Raw genomic sequence first — 15,445 nt, 5'->3', positions numbered from 1 at the left:
TTCTACTGCTTTTTTTCCTACTGAGCCGATATGACCACATCTTCTAATTCCTCTAATCCGTCACAAGCCCAAACTTCAGGCATGTGGGGCGGTCGTTTCTCCGAAGCTACTGATGCCTTTGTTGCTGAATTTACTGCATCTGTTCAATTTGACCAACGCTTTTATAAACAAGATATTGCAGGTTCTATTGCACATGCAACCATGTTAGCAAAAGTTGGTGTCTTAACAGAACAAGAACGTGACGACATTATCAATGGTTTAAATGCCATTAAAGCTGAAATTGAGGCGGGTAATTTCGAATGGCGCATCGATTTAGAAGATGTGCACATGAATATTGAATCACGTTTAACACAGCGTATCGGTATCACAGGTAAAAAACTTCATACGGGTCGTAGTCGTAATGACCAAGTCGCTACAGATATTCGTTTATATGTACGTGATGAAATTGATGCTATTTTACAATTACTTGAAAAATTACAAAAAGGTATTTTAGGTTTAGCTGCTAAAAATACCAATACCATCATGCCTGGTTTTACCCATTTACAAACTGCTCAGCCAGTGACTTTCGGTCATCACTTAATGGCTTGGTTTGAAATGCTGGTTCGTGACTCAGAGCGTTTAATTGACTGTCGTAAACGTGTCAATCGCCTACCTTTAGGTTCAGCCGCGCTTGCAGGTACAACTTATCCGATTGAACGTGAATACACTGCGGAGCTATTAGGTTTTGAAGCTGTGTGTGAAAACTCATTAGATGCAGTATCTGATCGTGATTTTGGTATTGAATTTAATGCTGCTGCTTCTCTGATCATGATGCATTTATCACGTATGTCAGAAGAACTGATTCTTTGGACTTCTGCACAGTTTAAATTTGTGAACATTCCTGACCGTTTCTGCACAGGTTCTTCAATCATGCCGCAGAAGAAAAACCCAGATGTTCCTGAACTCATTCGTGGTAAAACCGGTCGTGTATACGGTGACTTAATCAGCCTATTAACACTAATGAAAGGTCAACCGTTGGCATATAACAAAGACAATCAAGAAGATAAAGAACCATTATTTGATGCGATTGATACTGTTCGTGGCTCTTTAATGGCTTTTGCTGACATGATTCCAGCCTTGGTACCAAATATTGACATCATGCGTGAAGCAGCACTTCGTGGTTTCTCAACTGCGACTGATCTTGCTGATTACCTTGTTAAAAATGGCGTAGCATTCCGTGATGCACATGAAATTGTCGGTAAAGCTGTGGCTTTAGGTGTTCAAGAGTCTAAAGACTTATCAGAGCTAACACTTGAACAACTTCAGCAATTCTCAGATTTGATTCAAGCAGATGTATTTGAAAAAGCACTGACACTTGAAGCATCTGTGAATGCACGTAATCACATTGGTGGTACTGCGCCTGCTCAAGTTGCCGCCGCAATTGAACGTGCTTATACCCGTTTAGAAAAACTTTATGCATAAGGAGTTTTGATATGACTCGACAAGTCTTTTGCCGTAAATATCAAAAAGAGTTAGAAGCTTTAGATTTTGCACCATTTCCTGGTGCAAAAGGTCAAGAACTCTTTGACACAGTGTCAAAACAAGCTTGGCAGGAATGGTTAAAACATCAAACAACATTGATCAATGAAAAGCGATTGAATGTATTTGAAGCTGATGCGAAAAAGTTTTTGGAAGAGCAACGTGAGAAGTTCTTTAATAATGACGAATCATTAGAAAAAGCTGAAGGCCTAAAGCCTGAGTAACTTTTAGAGCACTGCTCTAAAAGTTACGCAAGACAAACGCTGAAAGCGTGCGTAGGCTTTCATTTAAAAGAATCTCCTCTTAGTTAGCTTAGAGGGGATTTTTTATGTGTTAGTTTTTATGTCTAGTTTTTTATTACTGAGAATAACCACAACATTTTTCTAGCCATAAAAAAAGGAGTCTTGGAGACTCCTATAAACTTCAGAAACTACAGCGTATGCATTCTGAATAAGCACAAAAGTACTTATAACGCTAAGTTTACTTGAATCACATACGCAAATATTGACAATATACGCACATTTTTTTGACAATTTGCGACTTATCTAAATTACAAAATAAACTTAAAATTGACATACAAATATGATTTTAGTGTTTAACACCAAACCATATTTCTATAAAAATAAAATACATAGTATCAATTTAAGCAACAGACTCTATGCTTTCTTCAGCTTCTTTCTGAACCAATTTAGGTGTCTTTTCTACCCACTTTGCAGGGAAGTATTTCTCTACAGCAGATGACAGCCATTGAGCGACAGGTTCAGGTAATTTCACACCCAACGGATTTTGTTCTTTTAAATCCGCAGAAGAAACCACACGTGTACCCATTAAATAATCAAACCAAGGTTTGGTTACACACCAGTTGGCATCTTGGTTTGAATTCATATGATGGTCATAGTGCCAAGGAATTTTTTTCATTGCCCAGTCTGGCTCAAGATGTGCACGGCGATGAATATAATAATAATTACAAGCACTATATAAAGATGCCGCAACCATGCCTTTTGAGATCGGATAGAAAATCAAACTTGCAGCTCCAGCAACCACAGCCAATGAAACAATTTCATTTTTAGTTCGCCAGTTTGAAATTCCTTCTACATAGCCATCATCATTGAAATCTTGTTTGCGCACTTCACGATGATGTTCCCAGTGTGATTTCATACTTCTTGGAACAGGGCTATAACGTGGCTGACCTGAACGATGTGTACCATGCAAAATAAATTTATGTGCCATCCACTCAAAACCATTTGCAAAGACTAAACCAACAACAAAACCTTTTAACATGGGGTATCTCCTTTCACATATATTTAATATAAAAGAGTGACAATAAAAGATATTGACATGAAAAAACTTTTCCATTGACAAATTACGACATTGATTTACTATCCTTAATTGAGATAAACATGTCCTGAAATGCGCTTGTTTGCTAATAACAAACTTGATTAGAATATTTTCGGAAAATAGATTTCTTTTATCAACGATCAACAATAAAAAGATTATAGAGATGCAACAATTTAAGGATTACGCTGGCTCCGTCTATGGAGGACTTGGACAATTACTCTTTGCTTTTAGTGAAGCAAATGGATTGAAAATTTCACCTAAATTACAACAAGTTCAAAACTTAGAACGCTTTGATTTTAATATATGGCGTGAGCTTTTAGATGACATTCAAGCACAAACCCAAAGTCCTGCGTTAGGACTCGAAATCGCAGCCCATGTACAGCCTAAACATCTTGGAATCATCGCTTATATTGCACAATCTTGCGATACCATGGGAGAAGCTCTCTCTCGTTATTTTGACTATCACCGTTTAATTTTTGATGGAAGTCCATTAAAAATAGAATCTTTTCATGATGGTTATTTAGGTATTCATTGGACAACGTTACCTTCTCATCTCACAACACAAATCACCGATGAAATTGCCATTGCGCTCATGGTGCAATTTCTCAGGCATTTTTTATCAACCAAAGATATTCAACTACACCAAATTAATTTTACTCATGTAAAACCATCAAATTTAAAAATTTATGAAAAATTCTTTGATTGCCCTGTCAGATTTAATCAGCCCCTAGCAGAATTAATTTTCCCATTGCACGTCATGACCGTTCCACTCAGTCATGGTGATCAAACTTTACAAAAATTATTAATGCAACAAGCTCAAGCTTTACTGAATGACCTCCCCAATTCCAGCCAAATCGATGAGCGTTTACAGCAAATTATTCTATTGGGATTACAAAAGAACTTGTATCAAATTGGCGAGATTGCAAAGCAACTGAATATCTCTATTCGACAACTACAACGCCACTTACAAAATCAAGGTACGACCTATCAACAACGGGTGCAAGAAGTCCGAAAATTACTGGCTGTTCAATACCTACAAGACCCTTATTTAGGGCTACATGAGATTGCATTATTGCTTAGTTATTCTGAACAAAGTGCCTTCCAACGTGCATTTAAACAATGGACAGGTATTACGCCACAGCAATGGAGAATTCGAAATAGATCATCTAAATAGACGCTTAAATCCTGCTTAAAAATAAAATAGTTAACGTTTTTCTATGCTTTTTTAAGATAAATGTATTCATTTATTTTGAATCAAATCATTGTTAAATATATTTATTAAAAATTCTACACGAACTTTTTCAAAAAAAATTACGTTAAAAATGCAGATTTGTGATTTTATTTTCATATTTTTAGATTATTATTCACTCAGCAAAATAAAGTTTTACATAATCAACTGGCTATCCTTCACTGATTACAACATTGGATAACCAACCCTTTCCATAAAAAGAAATAGGAATAAACATGCAAAAATATCTCGCAGAATTTCTCGGAACCTTTTGGCTCGTTTTTGGCGGCTGTGGTAGTGCGGTACTGGCTGCGGCTTTCCCTGAACTCGGTATTGGTTTTATGGGCGTTGCTCTAGCCTTTGGTTTAACCGTATTAACAGGTGCTTTCGCATTTGGACATATTTCAGGTGGTCATTTCAATCCAGCAGTCAGCGTAGGCTTGTGGGTTGGTGGCCGTTTTGATGTTAAAGATCTCGCACCCTACATTATCGCTCAAGTGATTGGTGGTACTTTTGCGGCATTCATTCTCTATTTAATTGCACAAGGTCAAGCTGGATTTACAGGTGTTGGTGCTTTCGCAACCAATGGCTTTGGTGACTTATCACCAGGCAAATACTCAATGGTTTCTGCTTTACTGATCGAAATTGTGCTCACAGCAGTATTCTTAATTATAATCATGGGTGCAACGGATAAACGTGCACCAGCTGGTTTTGCACCAATTGCGATTGGTTTGACATTAACCGTCATCCATTTGGTCAGTATTCCTGTGACCAATACGTCCGTAAACCCTGCACGTAGTACCGCAGTGGCATTGTTTGCAGAAACTGCTGCATTAAGCCAATTGTGGTTATTCTGGGTTGCACCAATTGTAGGTGCCATCATCGGTGCAACGATTTATAAAATTGTGGGAAGTGAACCTAAAAACTAATTCATCGTGACAATAAAACAACCTGCTTCGGCAGGTTTCTTATTGTCAAAATAAAAGCTTTTACTGATCAAAATTACAGAAATGGATTTTCAATTTCACCTTCAGTTTGACGTGCAATTTGCTCTGGTAGATCAGCTTGTTTCTCTAAATCCGCAACAATTTGATTTAAATAGCTTTGCAATACTTGCGCTGCTTGTAAACCTGCTTTGTCTTTGGTGATCTGCAAATTCCCATAAATACTCACACAATCCACTTGATTTTCTAAAGTTAAATCATGAATTGAATGCGATTCCGTTCCATTTTCAAAGGGTTTAAACATTGAGTATTCTCGTTTTTTTCGGTATTGATGCAGTATAAAGTGGTTTTACAACCTGACCAGAATATAAGCATCAAATTACTTTAAAATTTGTAATATATATTGCAATAAAGCCTCTACCAATTGCTTAACCAACGCGTCTTTAGTTTCTTCATCTACTTTAGGTAATTCAATATTTGAGGCACTTGTTGTGCCTTTCGGTTGAAACTGTTTTTGCAAAGCTTGTATTTGATCTTTTGAAATATCTTCCGCACATTGGCTTTCTGCATCCCAATGAGAATATTCAATTTCTTTATTGGCTTTCACCTGATTTGCAGTCAAAGGCAGCTTATAAGTATTTCGTTTTTGTTCTTCCGTCAATTGTGGAAATAAATTCATCCCCAATTGTTCTTCTAAATAGCAAACACTCACTATTTTAACCTGTTGTGAATCATTATTTGGAGAATAGTACGCTCCAATAATGCCATGTTTGGGAATATAAATGGCTTTAAACACTGCTGTCGGAACAATTACACCACTGCCAATGGTTTTAAGTCTTTTTCCTGAAAAAATAGGGCCTGTCACCACATAAATATCTTTCTTCTGCTTGGTGACCATTGCACGTGTTGCTTCTTCAAGCTCACGCCATACTTGCTGATTATTTTTTGGCGCTTGCGGTACGATATTGGCCAATGAAAAGCTGTCAAATTGTGAAACTTTATCAGACATATCACCATTGGGAGACATATGCCCACGATCATAACCAGAGCCACGATAGTCCGATAATAATGCACGATGTGCAGAACTCAATCGTTGCTCTTCATGGAAATTATCTTCACGTTTAATTTTCTGGCTTAAACGCTGTGGTGATAAGTGTTCAGCTGTCCATAAAGGTGTTTTCGACACCCCAGAATACATAACATTAAAACCGTTAAAACATAGAGGATAACTATTCTTCTTTAAACTTTCTTTGGCTAAAACTGGCGGTTCATCTCGATAGAATTGCGCCAAACAATCCGAACTTAAACGATTGGTTTGTGTAAAAGGAATAAACTGAGCAATTTTTTCTTGTCCAAAAGCAATGGCAACACTTCCAGTAGCAACTACACCTAACATCATTTTCACAACTGAATTTTTCAACCAAAATTTTCCCAAATAATCCAAACCAATTTATAAATTTGCACATAAATCCAAAAATGAATTTTGAATATCAATAACCTAGCAAGCTGATACCAACAAAGATATTATGTGAATATTCAAACGAATAAAGCTTCCACATATTCCGTACAGCAAAGCATCATTGCTGGTAACAATTCATTGCTTTCCCTATAAATTTTCCTTGAAAGCCTTGCAACGCCTTATCTTCCATGCAATTTACCTGATTGAGTATGCCACTTTAAAAGCAGATCAGCGAGATAGTGGCGACACTGCTTGACGCTTTACTAAGCTTTAATGCTATTAAAATGACTGATACAGATAAATAAAAACCAACTGAATGAATATGTATTGAAATTACAAATGCAACATGCCCGTTCACCCATCAAAAGATACATTTTAAAATCAATAAAAAAGCCAAGAATAATCTTGGCTTTGGAGAACAAAACACGCTGTACGTACTGTATAAGAAATCAAATTTCGATCTGACTTCCCATTTCAACGACACGGTTCGGTGGGATTTGATAGAAATCACTCACAGGACTGGTATTTCGTTGCATTGAAATAAATAGCTTTTCACGCCACGGCGCCATCCCTTCACCCACTGTATGAATGAGGCGGTCACGCGAGATGAAGAAACTGATATGCATCATGTCAAAATCAATCTCAAGCTGAGCATACGCAAGCGCTAATGCATTTGGAATATCAGGCTGATCTTTAAATCCATAATATACAAATACACGCTGGAACTTATCGTCTAATACCTCTACGCGAATTCTCTCTTGATCTGGAACAAAAGGCACATCACGAGTAATCACCGTCACAAGAATATTACGCTCATGTAAAACCTTGTTGTGCTTAATATTATGCAACATGGCATGTGGCACAATATTTGGATTCCCCGTTAAAAATACTGCTTGCCCTGGAACACACATTGCTCCGTCATTCAAGCTAACACTTTTAATAAATAAATCTAAAGGCAAAGCATCTTTTTCTAAACGATTAAAGACAATTTCTCGTCCTGTTTTCCACGTCATGAGAATAGTAAATACCATTGCACCAATCAGAATTGGAACCCAACCACCAGAAATAATTTTGAGTGAGGTTGACCCAATAAAAGCAATATCGATGATTAAGAATGGAATGGCAAATAAAGCCACTTTCCATTTCGGCCAACGCCAAAAACCATAAGCCAAAATAGAAATTAAAATAGTGTCACAGAACATGGTCATGGTTACGGCAACACCATAAGCATTGGCTAAATTCGCACTATTCTGAAAAATGACAATAAGTAAAACGATTGATACAAATAGTACCCAATTAATAAAGGGTAAATAAATCTGTCCTTGTTCAACATCGGACGTATGATGAACAGTTAACCGTGGTAAATAACGCAATTGTATCGCTTGATTTGCCATCGAAAATACACCTGTAATTACTGCTTGCGAAGCAATCACAGCTGCGGCGGTGGCTAAAGCAATCATCGGATACAAGCCCCATTCTGGAACAAGTAAATAGAATGGGTTTTCAATTGCATTTGGATCACGCAACAATAAGGCGCCCTGTCCTGCATAGTTCAAAACCAAACATGGCAGAACAATGATAAACCACCCTAAACGGATCGGAAGGCGTCCAAAATGCCCCATATCGGCATAAAGCGCCTCACCGCCTGTGACCGTAAGAATCACAGCACCCATTGTCAAAAAAGCAACATAAGGTTGATGGAAAATAAAGTTAAGTGCCCAATGAGGACTCAACATACTCAGCACATAGGGTGTTTGGCTAATACTGTAAATTCCGACAAGACCAATCGACACAAACCATGTCAATGTAATTGGACCAAAGAATTTGCCCATAGTTCCCGTACCATGTCGCTGTACAAGAAACAGTGCTGTAAGAATTCCTATTGCTAAAGGCATCAACCATTTATTAAACATAGGCGTCGCGACGCTTAAACCTTCAATCGCAGATAGAACTGAAATTGCAGGGGTAATGATGCCATCACCAAAGAATAATGATGCACCAATAAAACCTAGTGCAATCAGATAGATTTTTCGATTATCTGCAATTCGGTTAGATCTCAAGTTCAGTGCCAGCAAAGACATGATACCGCCTTCACCGTTGTTATCAGCACGCATAATGATGGTGACATATTTGAAACTAATGGTCAGCATCATGCACCAGAAAATCAACGAGAGTATTCCAAGCACAGTTGCTTCAGTAATTGCAACATGAGCTGTAAGGAAACATTGACGTAGTGCGTATAGAGGACTGGTTCCAATGTCACCAAATACCACCCCTAATGCTGCTAGCGTAATTGCAGGCAACGCTGCCTTTTTTGCAGTACTTTGCATAAAACGTCTTCTAAAAGTCGACACTATTTTTCCATAATAATATCACTGCATAAAAACTTTTGCCTTAAATCAATTGTTTCAGCTTGGCAGATTTCATTTTTTTGGTTATTATCGCTCGCCTTGGTGAGGTGTCCGAGTGGCTTAAGGAGCACGCCTGGAAAGTGTGTATACGTTTGCGCGTATCGAGGGTTCGAATCCCTCTCTCGCCATTTTCAATTCTTACAATATCTCATGATGTACTCAAAAGCCTAAATCTAAAGGATTTAGGCTTTTTTTATGTCTGATACGATCTACTTTATCTGTTGCAATCTCGATATAATTTTCGAATTATTCATCAACTTTCCGCATTCGTTCCACAATAATATATTCATTTGGAATGACGATCTGTTTTTCAATATTTTTAACTTTGTAGGAAATTAAAGTATTTTTTCCAATTCCTTGAAATAACACTTTTACATCCTTAAAAATAAAAGTTTGATACTGGCTGAGTTCATTCGTTGTCGTTTTTGGTAAATCAATTAAATTGGCATAAGGTGATTTAACATACAACGTTGCTTTTTCTATTTTTACACCTGTTTTTTGCATCGTAAAATCTAAAAATACTTTCCCAATATCGTCAATAAAATACATGGGAACAAGTGGAGTCAAAATAAGAAAAAGTGCAATTTGTATGCTGTCTTTAATATGAGTTTCTAATCGCTTTAATTTGACCCTTGCAAATGTTTTGATATTTTCACTTGCATCAGGGTCATCAATGATATCTTTTAAGTTATCAAACTTATTATTGAATTCTTTGATCTTCTGACGATTGATATAAAAGGCATAATAAAACAAGGAAATAAAACTTGCTGTAACAACAACATAAAGGCTAATTTTCCAATCTAATAATAACAAGCCTCGAATAGTATATAAAAGATATAGGGATGCAACTAATGTAAGAATGCTGATCTTTGGAAATGGAAGCTTTTTCCCAATTCGTACATGAGGTGGTAAATATTTATCAACCGTACTAAAAATCATATAGACCACAGGTGTTAAGGAAATACCAAAGAAAAATAACACCATGCTTAAGCCGGCATAGACTATAGAACAAGCAATAAAAATCAGTAAAAAAATGAGTGTATCACCAAAACTAATTTCTGAAGGGATATATCCAATTGTTAAAAGGTATGCCACCAAGCACAATATCCCTATTGCAATAATGGCTTTTATGAGGGTCAGAGCTACATCATGCCACTGACTAAAATTATTTAAAAATCTTGTTGTTAAGTCATTCATTGTCTAGCCAAGTTTTTATAATGTGGTTTAAAAGTAACGTATTCTTAATACATGTGTAAACGGCTACTAGCAACATCTTAAAAGTTGTTTTGCTGTTCTCGTGTCATGTTAAAAACTATTGTTCTCGTCCCTTTCTCTATCTAACCACTCTTTTACGTTTTGAAGTAAATAGATACATAACACTCCACATAAAAATGCAAGTTACTCTTTCAATTATCATTTCCTTGAATTAGTATCAAAACATAAAACTTCTAGCATATCTTCGGGAGGTCATAACAAATTAAAAATAAAGATCATATACATATAGATGCAATATTCCTTAAAGATAATCAAAGTGCCTAACTCAACCCAGTAGCGATTCAAGCAAGTGAATAACATAAAACTGATATTCGGGAGTGATGATGAATACCAGCACTAATTATGTAAGACAAGTTAAAAATGCTAAACGTGGTGGATATACCCCAACGATTGCCAAAGATGTAAATAAACATAAAATTCAAAAAGCAATTCGATTGATCGAAGAATGGAGAAAGCTCGCAAACGAATTAAAACCCCAAATGCAAATTGATATGGCAATCACCCTCGAAGAATGTGCACAAGATTTAGATCATATTTTAAAGAGTAAATAAGTCTATATTATTATTTTATATAAGATTTATTCATTCACTCTACTAAAAATCACATAAGGCTTACCTGATGTAAGCCTTATTCACTGCAATTACTTTCTTTGTTTTTCCACCGAAGAAAATTGCTCAATACTGTGATCTTGTTTAAACATTTATGCTGTATCAAACTGTATTTTCTCGCTATTTTATAAATAATTATTTCCAGTAAAAACCTATTTGAAGGAATATTTTTCAACTAAATCAATATCAACATATTTACAAATAAAATCAACTTTGATAAAAATAATGCACACCAGTTCATATTAAGAAAAATTATTATGAAAGAACTACAACTGATCGTCTGTGCTGTCTTACTCATTGCCAATGCTATCGTATTTTCAACGTCGAGCTTTGCAAAAACTTCAACAACCCACTCCATCAAACAAGCTGTGATTCACTTGCTTGGCATTAAAGCGTAATTTATTAAACGACTTACAATGCTGTTTATTCATCAAAATTTCTACAATTGTTCGTTTAAACATTAAAATTTGACCAAGTTAATTTCTCTCAAACCATCATCAACGATAAAGATCATTCAAGTGTTTATTTTTTGGCTTGCAATCTTGTAAATATTCTGTAAAATTCTCGCCAAGTCGCCGGCATAGCTCAGTTGGTAGAGCAACTGACTTGTAATCAGTAGGTCCACAGTTCGAATCCGTGTGCCGGCACCATTTTATCTCTTCCTCATCATTTCCTCAAAATGCACAATATTTGGATTTAATATATCCCATTCATTTGCATGACTAACAAAACATTCTGCTTGCGGTTGATACAAATTCGGTTGATCTAACGTCCCTGCGCGTATTGAAATCATTTCTGGTGCTAATTCTGGCAATCCAAACATCTGTGACCCACATGTCACGCAAAATGCTCGACGTATTGGCTTTCCGGATAATCCTAAAGATTCAAAATATTTCAATTCACCTTGAATTTTAAGTTCTGATTGATGAAAAAATGCAATCGGTGCATAAGCACTCCCTGTTATTTTTTGACAATCCCGACAATGACAATTAAAACGATATCGAGGAGCAACATCGGCCTGATAAGTCACGGCTCCACACAAGCATGAACCTTTATATTCTGTTGGCATTTTCTTTTCACTTTTTAGTTGCACTGACTTGAATATAACGCACTAAACCATCTTGATAAAATTTTCGGCACAACTTGGCAGTCATCTCTATTTTTAACTGCTCCAGATCAAAGCTCTTTTTTTTCATTTTTTGTATTTCTATATATTCAGCAAAACCATTCAAAACCGATGCGGAAAAATCCTGAATAACAATATTACTCCAACCATGCTGTGTTAATGTCTGCAAAAGCTGTTGTTCATTTTTTAAATGTTCCCAAGTCACATCTGCCGCTTTTAAAAGCCAAGCATATTTTATTTTCTGTTTAGCACTAAGCGATTGATCAGAAAACATTAAATAATGAAATCCCAAACGACCATTTGACTTCAAAACTGAATGTGCCGCATTTAAAAATACATTTAAATCACTGTGATAAGCTGCATCAATGCACATCACCACATCAAACTGATTTGGAAAAGGAATCTGTTTTAAGTTTAAAAAAGATTGGCAATGAATAGCTTTTAATTGAATGTGTTTATTGATTTTATCGACACAGTCTTGCTGCAGCTCTACCGCTTCTAAGTCTTGAATTTGATAATGTTCTCGCCAATATTTTAGACTCGCACCTTGTCCACAACCCAAGTCCAATACACGATCTTGTGGTTGTAGCTGAACAGCTTGTGCAAGATGTTCAGCCAATTGCTCGCAAGCCATTGGATAGGATGATGTTGCATCATTCCAATAGCCTAAATTGGTCCAAGCACATTCACGATCATCTCCCAGTAATTTTGCATTGATTGCATATTTATGCTGAGGAAGTTTATTTTGAATTGCTTGTAACCATTTCAAATGATTAACCCTTTTAAGTTTAATAGCCGAGCTGCGGTGCGACCTCTACTTTAGGTTTTAATCCTACAAATGGCAATGGTGCGCCAAAAATCTCAGCAATGTGCATAGCAGACGTCACCGCTGATTCTAAAATAGGTAAACCATCACATGACCATGATCCACAATAAAATACTTTACGATCAGGTGATTTGTGTCGTTGTTGCAATTCGTTATTCAATGCTACGGTTTCAGTATTCACTACAGCACGTGTAAGCGTCACTGTTGAAATGATTTTTTTCGGGTCAATATCCGTGACTGGTCGCCATGTTTGAAATACGGGTGATTTTCCAACTAAACTTGGTTCAATCGAATTGAGCCAAACCGTAAACTGTTGTTTGGTAAATTGACGATCCATCATATAGCTGAGCACGCTCCAATCTTTACGATTAGGTGGCATGACGGTTGGATCTGTATGCATCACCAATTCGCCCTGCTCAAACTTAAATTTTTTCAACAATGCAATATCATCTGCAAATTGTTCAGGATTTAAAAATTCTTCTAGTTTATTGGTTGGCGTTGCGACAACAACACGGTCAAATTGAAATTGCTCACCTTTTACATTTTCGACAAGAACATGATCGTCCTGCTCTTCAACCTTAGTAATTTCAGAGCCACTACGGATATCAATACCTTCAACCAATTTATCTACGAAGGCTGGCGTTCCACCATGTAGACGTAATAGAGCATCACCATCCGTCAATTGTTTGAGGAAAATCAGTAAAGGTTTTGCTGGCCATTCGCCAATTGTTTTTGGATCACACGTACAAATCGTATACAGCACTGGCATGACAGCACCATGCCAAAATACTTCTTCTATTTCATTATGATTAATAAAATCTGCAAGGGTAATATCTTGATTTTTAGATTTAAAAAATTGGTGAATTGCTGTTTTAAGTTGCAACATGCCTTTCACTAAACGCCAACCGTACTGCTTAATCCCTTTGCGATTATTAATAATTGGAAAGTTACCAATACGTGTACGTGAGGTTGTTAGCCACGTTTCAGTTTTATCTTCAAATAACCAACTACATGCCATAAAGGTACGTACAGGAAAAGTTTTAATACCGAGATGTGTTGCTAGGCTTAACGTGTTTTTCCACAAATGCTGATTCATCACACGTAAAGGCGCATCAATCAAACCACCTTCAAACTCAATACTATGACTATCCATACCACGACCAGGTAAAGCTTCAAAGATCGTAATATTATGACCTGCATCTTTAAGAATTCTTGCGGTAGCGAGCCCAGCCATGCCGCTTCCAATGACTGCAATATTCAAAGTTATTATCCGTGAGTTTCCATTTTTTTTATTATGAGCCATGCATTCTAAAATGCAGCTATTAAAAAGTTCCAGTTTTCCACTTTTTTACAAGATCAAAACAAAGCGCTATTCCACATTTTTACAAAAATTTATTCGAAAATACTCATTTTTTTAGCAAATAAGGTGAATATTCATCTTAATAATTTTATATTTTTCATATATTTATAAAAAATTTATTAAAAACAAACAGATAATTTAACTATTTTTTAAAATTTTATTTACAAGTTCTTTATTTTTCTTTATCATAGCACTCATAAAATGAAAACTAAGTCACAATTATAATAAACATAAGTACTTACTACAGTAAAAATCAATAAGAGAAAATACAGCGCAAAAAGGGTCTCTACTGTGTGGGTAGAGACCCTCTTTTTTATCTGAATATTCATATTTAAAGCAAAAAAAATCGGGTCTTTCGACCCGATTTCTTGTTTAGGCTTCTACAGCAATTTCACCAAATTTACCTTGATTGAAATCATTAAATGCTTGAACAATTTCATCTTTGGTATTCATCACAAATGGACCATAACCTTGGATCGGTTCATTTAATGGTTTACCTGTTAACACAAGGAATTTAGCATCTTGAGTAGCTGCAACTTGAATATGTGCCTCACCATCATTGCCAAAAATAACAATTGAGTTATCTTGCACAGATTGCGTTCCGTTAATCAGCAACTCACCCTCCAAAACAGCCACTAAGGTATTGTGATCCACAGGAACATGAAAATGCGTTTCATGACCTGCTTTTAATACACCATCCCATACATTGACTGGACTAAAGGTCGACGCTGGCCCTGCTTGTTCAGCAAAGTTTCCTGCAATCACACGTAAATGACCTGCGTCATTTTCAAACTGAATCACTGGAATATCAGCCGCATCAATCGCTTGATATTTAGGTGTGGTCATTTTGTCAGATGAAGGCAAATTCACCCAAAGTTGTACCATTTCAAATAGACCACCTTTCTCAGCAAATTCATGTGAATGAAATTCTTCATGAACTAAGCCTGAACCTGCAGTCATCCATTGCACATCACCTGTTTTGATTGTTCCACCACCACCATGAGAGTCTTTGTGAGTCACTTCACCATGATAAGCAATGGTCACTGTTTCAAAACCACGATGTGGATGTGAACCGACACCATGTTGTGCTTTTGTCGAATCAAAATGATAGGGTGCAGCATAGTCCAATAGTAGGAATGGACTAATGGCTTGACCTAAACGATCATAAGAAAATAAATTTTTTACAGGGAATCCATCGCCAACCCAATGCATATTTTGATTACGGTAAACGCCGATAATTTTTTTCATCTCAAAGCTCCTATCTCTAGGGAGTAATATGAGTGCAAGATAATATTTTTAAAGGATAAGATCAGCACTGAAATTGATATTCAGTTTCCTATTTTTGAGATGAT

General features: G+C 36.3%; 15 protein-coding genes and 2 tRNA genes. 8 read left to right on the top strand and 9 right to left on the bottom strand.

Features of this window, described 5'->3' with window-relative positions; all coding sequences use genetic code 11:
- Nucleotides 1-30 precede the first annotated feature (30 nt).
- A complete protein-coding gene (argH, locus tag GGG_RS0111380) occupies nt 31-1,461 on the top strand; it encodes an argininosuccinate lyase (RefSeq protein WP_010114994.1) in 1,431 nt (476 codons plus the stop codon).
- An 11-nt stretch (nt 1,462-1,472) separates the two neighbouring features.
- Entirely contained in the window at nt 1,473-1,742 is a 270-nt protein-coding gene (locus GGG_RS0111375; protein ID WP_010114992.1) for an oxidative damage protection protein, read from the top strand.
- Between the two features lie 418 nt (nt 1,743-2,160).
- Here GGG_RS0111375 and GGG_RS0111370 read toward each other — a convergent pair whose 3' ends face one another.
- Nucleotides 2,161-2,799 (bottom strand): sterol desaturase family protein, encoded by a 639-nt coding sequence (locus tag GGG_RS0111370; RefSeq protein ID WP_010114990.1) that lies wholly within the window; start codon nt 2,797-2,799, stop codon nt 2,161-2,163.
- 220 nt (nt 2,800-3,019) lie between these two features.
- On the opposite strand from GGG_RS0111370, the gene GGG_RS0111365 reads away from it, so the two are divergent.
- Both GGG_RS0111365 and aqpZ read left to right on the top strand, forming a co-directional pair.
- A complete protein-coding gene (locus tag GGG_RS0111365) occupies nt 3,020-4,030 on the top strand; it encodes an AraC family transcriptional regulator (protein ID WP_010114988.1) in 1,011 nt (336 codons plus the stop codon).
- Nucleotides 4,031-4,320: 290 nt separating this feature from the next.
- Complete coding sequence (gene aqpZ, locus GGG_RS0111360; protein ID WP_010114986.1) at nt 4,321-5,013, top strand: aquaporin Z; 693 nt, start codon at nt 4,321-4,323, stop codon at nt 5,011-5,013.
- 73 nt (nt 5,014-5,086) lie between these two features.
- Here aqpZ and GGG_RS0111355 read toward each other — a convergent pair whose 3' ends face one another.
- The 3 genes from GGG_RS0111355 to GGG_RS0111345 all read right to left on the bottom strand — a co-directional run bounded on the left by GGG_RS0111355 (nt 5,087) and on the right by GGG_RS0111345 (nt 8,817).
- Entirely contained in the window at nt 5,087-5,332 is a 246-nt protein-coding gene (locus GGG_RS0111355) for a hypothetical protein (protein WP_010114984.1), read from the bottom strand.
- 75 nt (nt 5,333-5,407) lie between these two features.
- Nucleotides 5,408-6,427: a DNA/RNA non-specific endonuclease gene (locus GGG_RS0111350; RefSeq protein ID WP_202945564.1), complete on the bottom strand. Its 1,020-nt coding sequence runs from the start codon at nt 6,425-6,427 to the stop codon at nt 5,408-5,410.
- Nucleotides 6,428-6,936: 509 nt separating this feature from the next.
- Nucleotides 6,937-8,817: a potassium transporter Kup gene (locus GGG_RS0111345; protein ID WP_010114980.1), complete on the bottom strand. Its 1,881-nt coding sequence runs from the start codon at nt 8,815-8,817 to the stop codon at nt 6,937-6,939.
- A gap of 122 nt (nt 8,818-8,939) precedes the next feature.
- Between GGG_RS0111345 and GGG_RS0111340 the strand changes: the two genes are divergently transcribed.
- Nucleotides 8,940-9,026, top strand: a tRNA-Ser gene (locus GGG_RS0111340).
- A gap of 118 nt (nt 9,027-9,144) precedes the next feature.
- Here the strand turns inward: GGG_RS0111340 and GGG_RS0111335 are convergent.
- Entirely contained in the window at nt 9,145-10,095 is a 951-nt protein-coding gene (locus GGG_RS0111335) for a hypothetical protein (protein ID WP_029574554.1), read from the bottom strand.
- A 401-nt stretch (nt 10,096-10,496) separates the two neighbouring features.
- Here GGG_RS0111335 and GGG_RS0111330 point away from each other — a divergent pair, with 401 nt between their 5' ends.
- From GGG_RS0111330 to GGG_RS0111320, 3 genes are all read left to right on the top strand, one after another.
- Nucleotides 10,497-10,724, top strand: a complete 228-nt coding sequence (locus GGG_RS0111330; RefSeq protein ID WP_010114978.1) for a hypothetical protein — start codon at nt 10,497-10,499, stop codon at nt 10,722-10,724.
- 314 nt (nt 10,725-11,038) lie between these two features.
- Nucleotides 11,039-11,179 carry a hypothetical protein gene (locus GGG_RS21025; protein WP_157998080.1) on the top strand — a complete coding sequence of 47 codons (141 nt, stop codon included), beginning with the start codon at nt 11,039-11,041 and terminating at the stop codon, nt 11,177-11,179.
- A gap of 176 nt (nt 11,180-11,355) precedes the next feature.
- Nucleotides 11,356-11,431, top strand: a tRNA-Thr gene (locus GGG_RS0111320).
- A 2-nt stretch (nt 11,432-11,433) separates the two neighbouring features.
- On the opposite strand, the gene GGG_RS0111315 is transcribed toward GGG_RS0111320, so the two are convergent.
- The 4 genes from GGG_RS0111315 to GGG_RS0111300 all read right to left on the bottom strand — a co-directional run bounded on the left by GGG_RS0111315 (nt 11,434) and on the right by GGG_RS0111300 (nt 15,341).
- Nucleotides 11,434-11,850, bottom strand: a complete 417-nt coding sequence (locus tag GGG_RS0111315) for a GFA family protein (RefSeq protein ID WP_010114977.1) — start codon at nt 11,848-11,850, stop codon at nt 11,434-11,436.
- A gap of 7 nt (nt 11,851-11,857) precedes the next feature.
- Nucleotides 11,858-12,676 (bottom strand): cyclopropane-fatty-acyl-phospholipid synthase family protein, encoded by an 819-nt coding sequence (locus tag GGG_RS0111310; RefSeq protein WP_010114976.1) that lies wholly within the window; start codon nt 12,674-12,676, stop codon nt 11,858-11,860.
- Nucleotides 12,677-12,695: 19 nt separating this feature from the next.
- Complete coding sequence (locus GGG_RS0111305) at nt 12,696-13,994, bottom strand: FAD-dependent oxidoreductase (RefSeq protein WP_034599409.1); 1,299 nt, start codon at nt 13,992-13,994, stop codon at nt 12,696-12,698.
- 471 nt (nt 13,995-14,465) lie between these two features.
- Nucleotides 14,466-15,341 (bottom strand): pirin family protein, encoded by an 876-nt coding sequence (locus GGG_RS0111300; protein ID WP_010114973.1) that lies wholly within the window; start codon nt 15,339-15,341, stop codon nt 14,466-14,468.
- Between the last annotated feature and the right edge of the window lie 104 nt (nt 15,342-15,445).

The sequence above is a fragment of the Acinetobacter sp. P8-3-8 genome, assembly GCF_000214135.1.
GTDB lineage: Bacteria > Pseudomonadota > Gammaproteobacteria > Pseudomonadales > Moraxellaceae > Acinetobacter.
The sequence above is the reverse complement of the archived record's forward strand: the minus strand, read 5'-3'. Positions and strand labels throughout refer to the sequence as shown.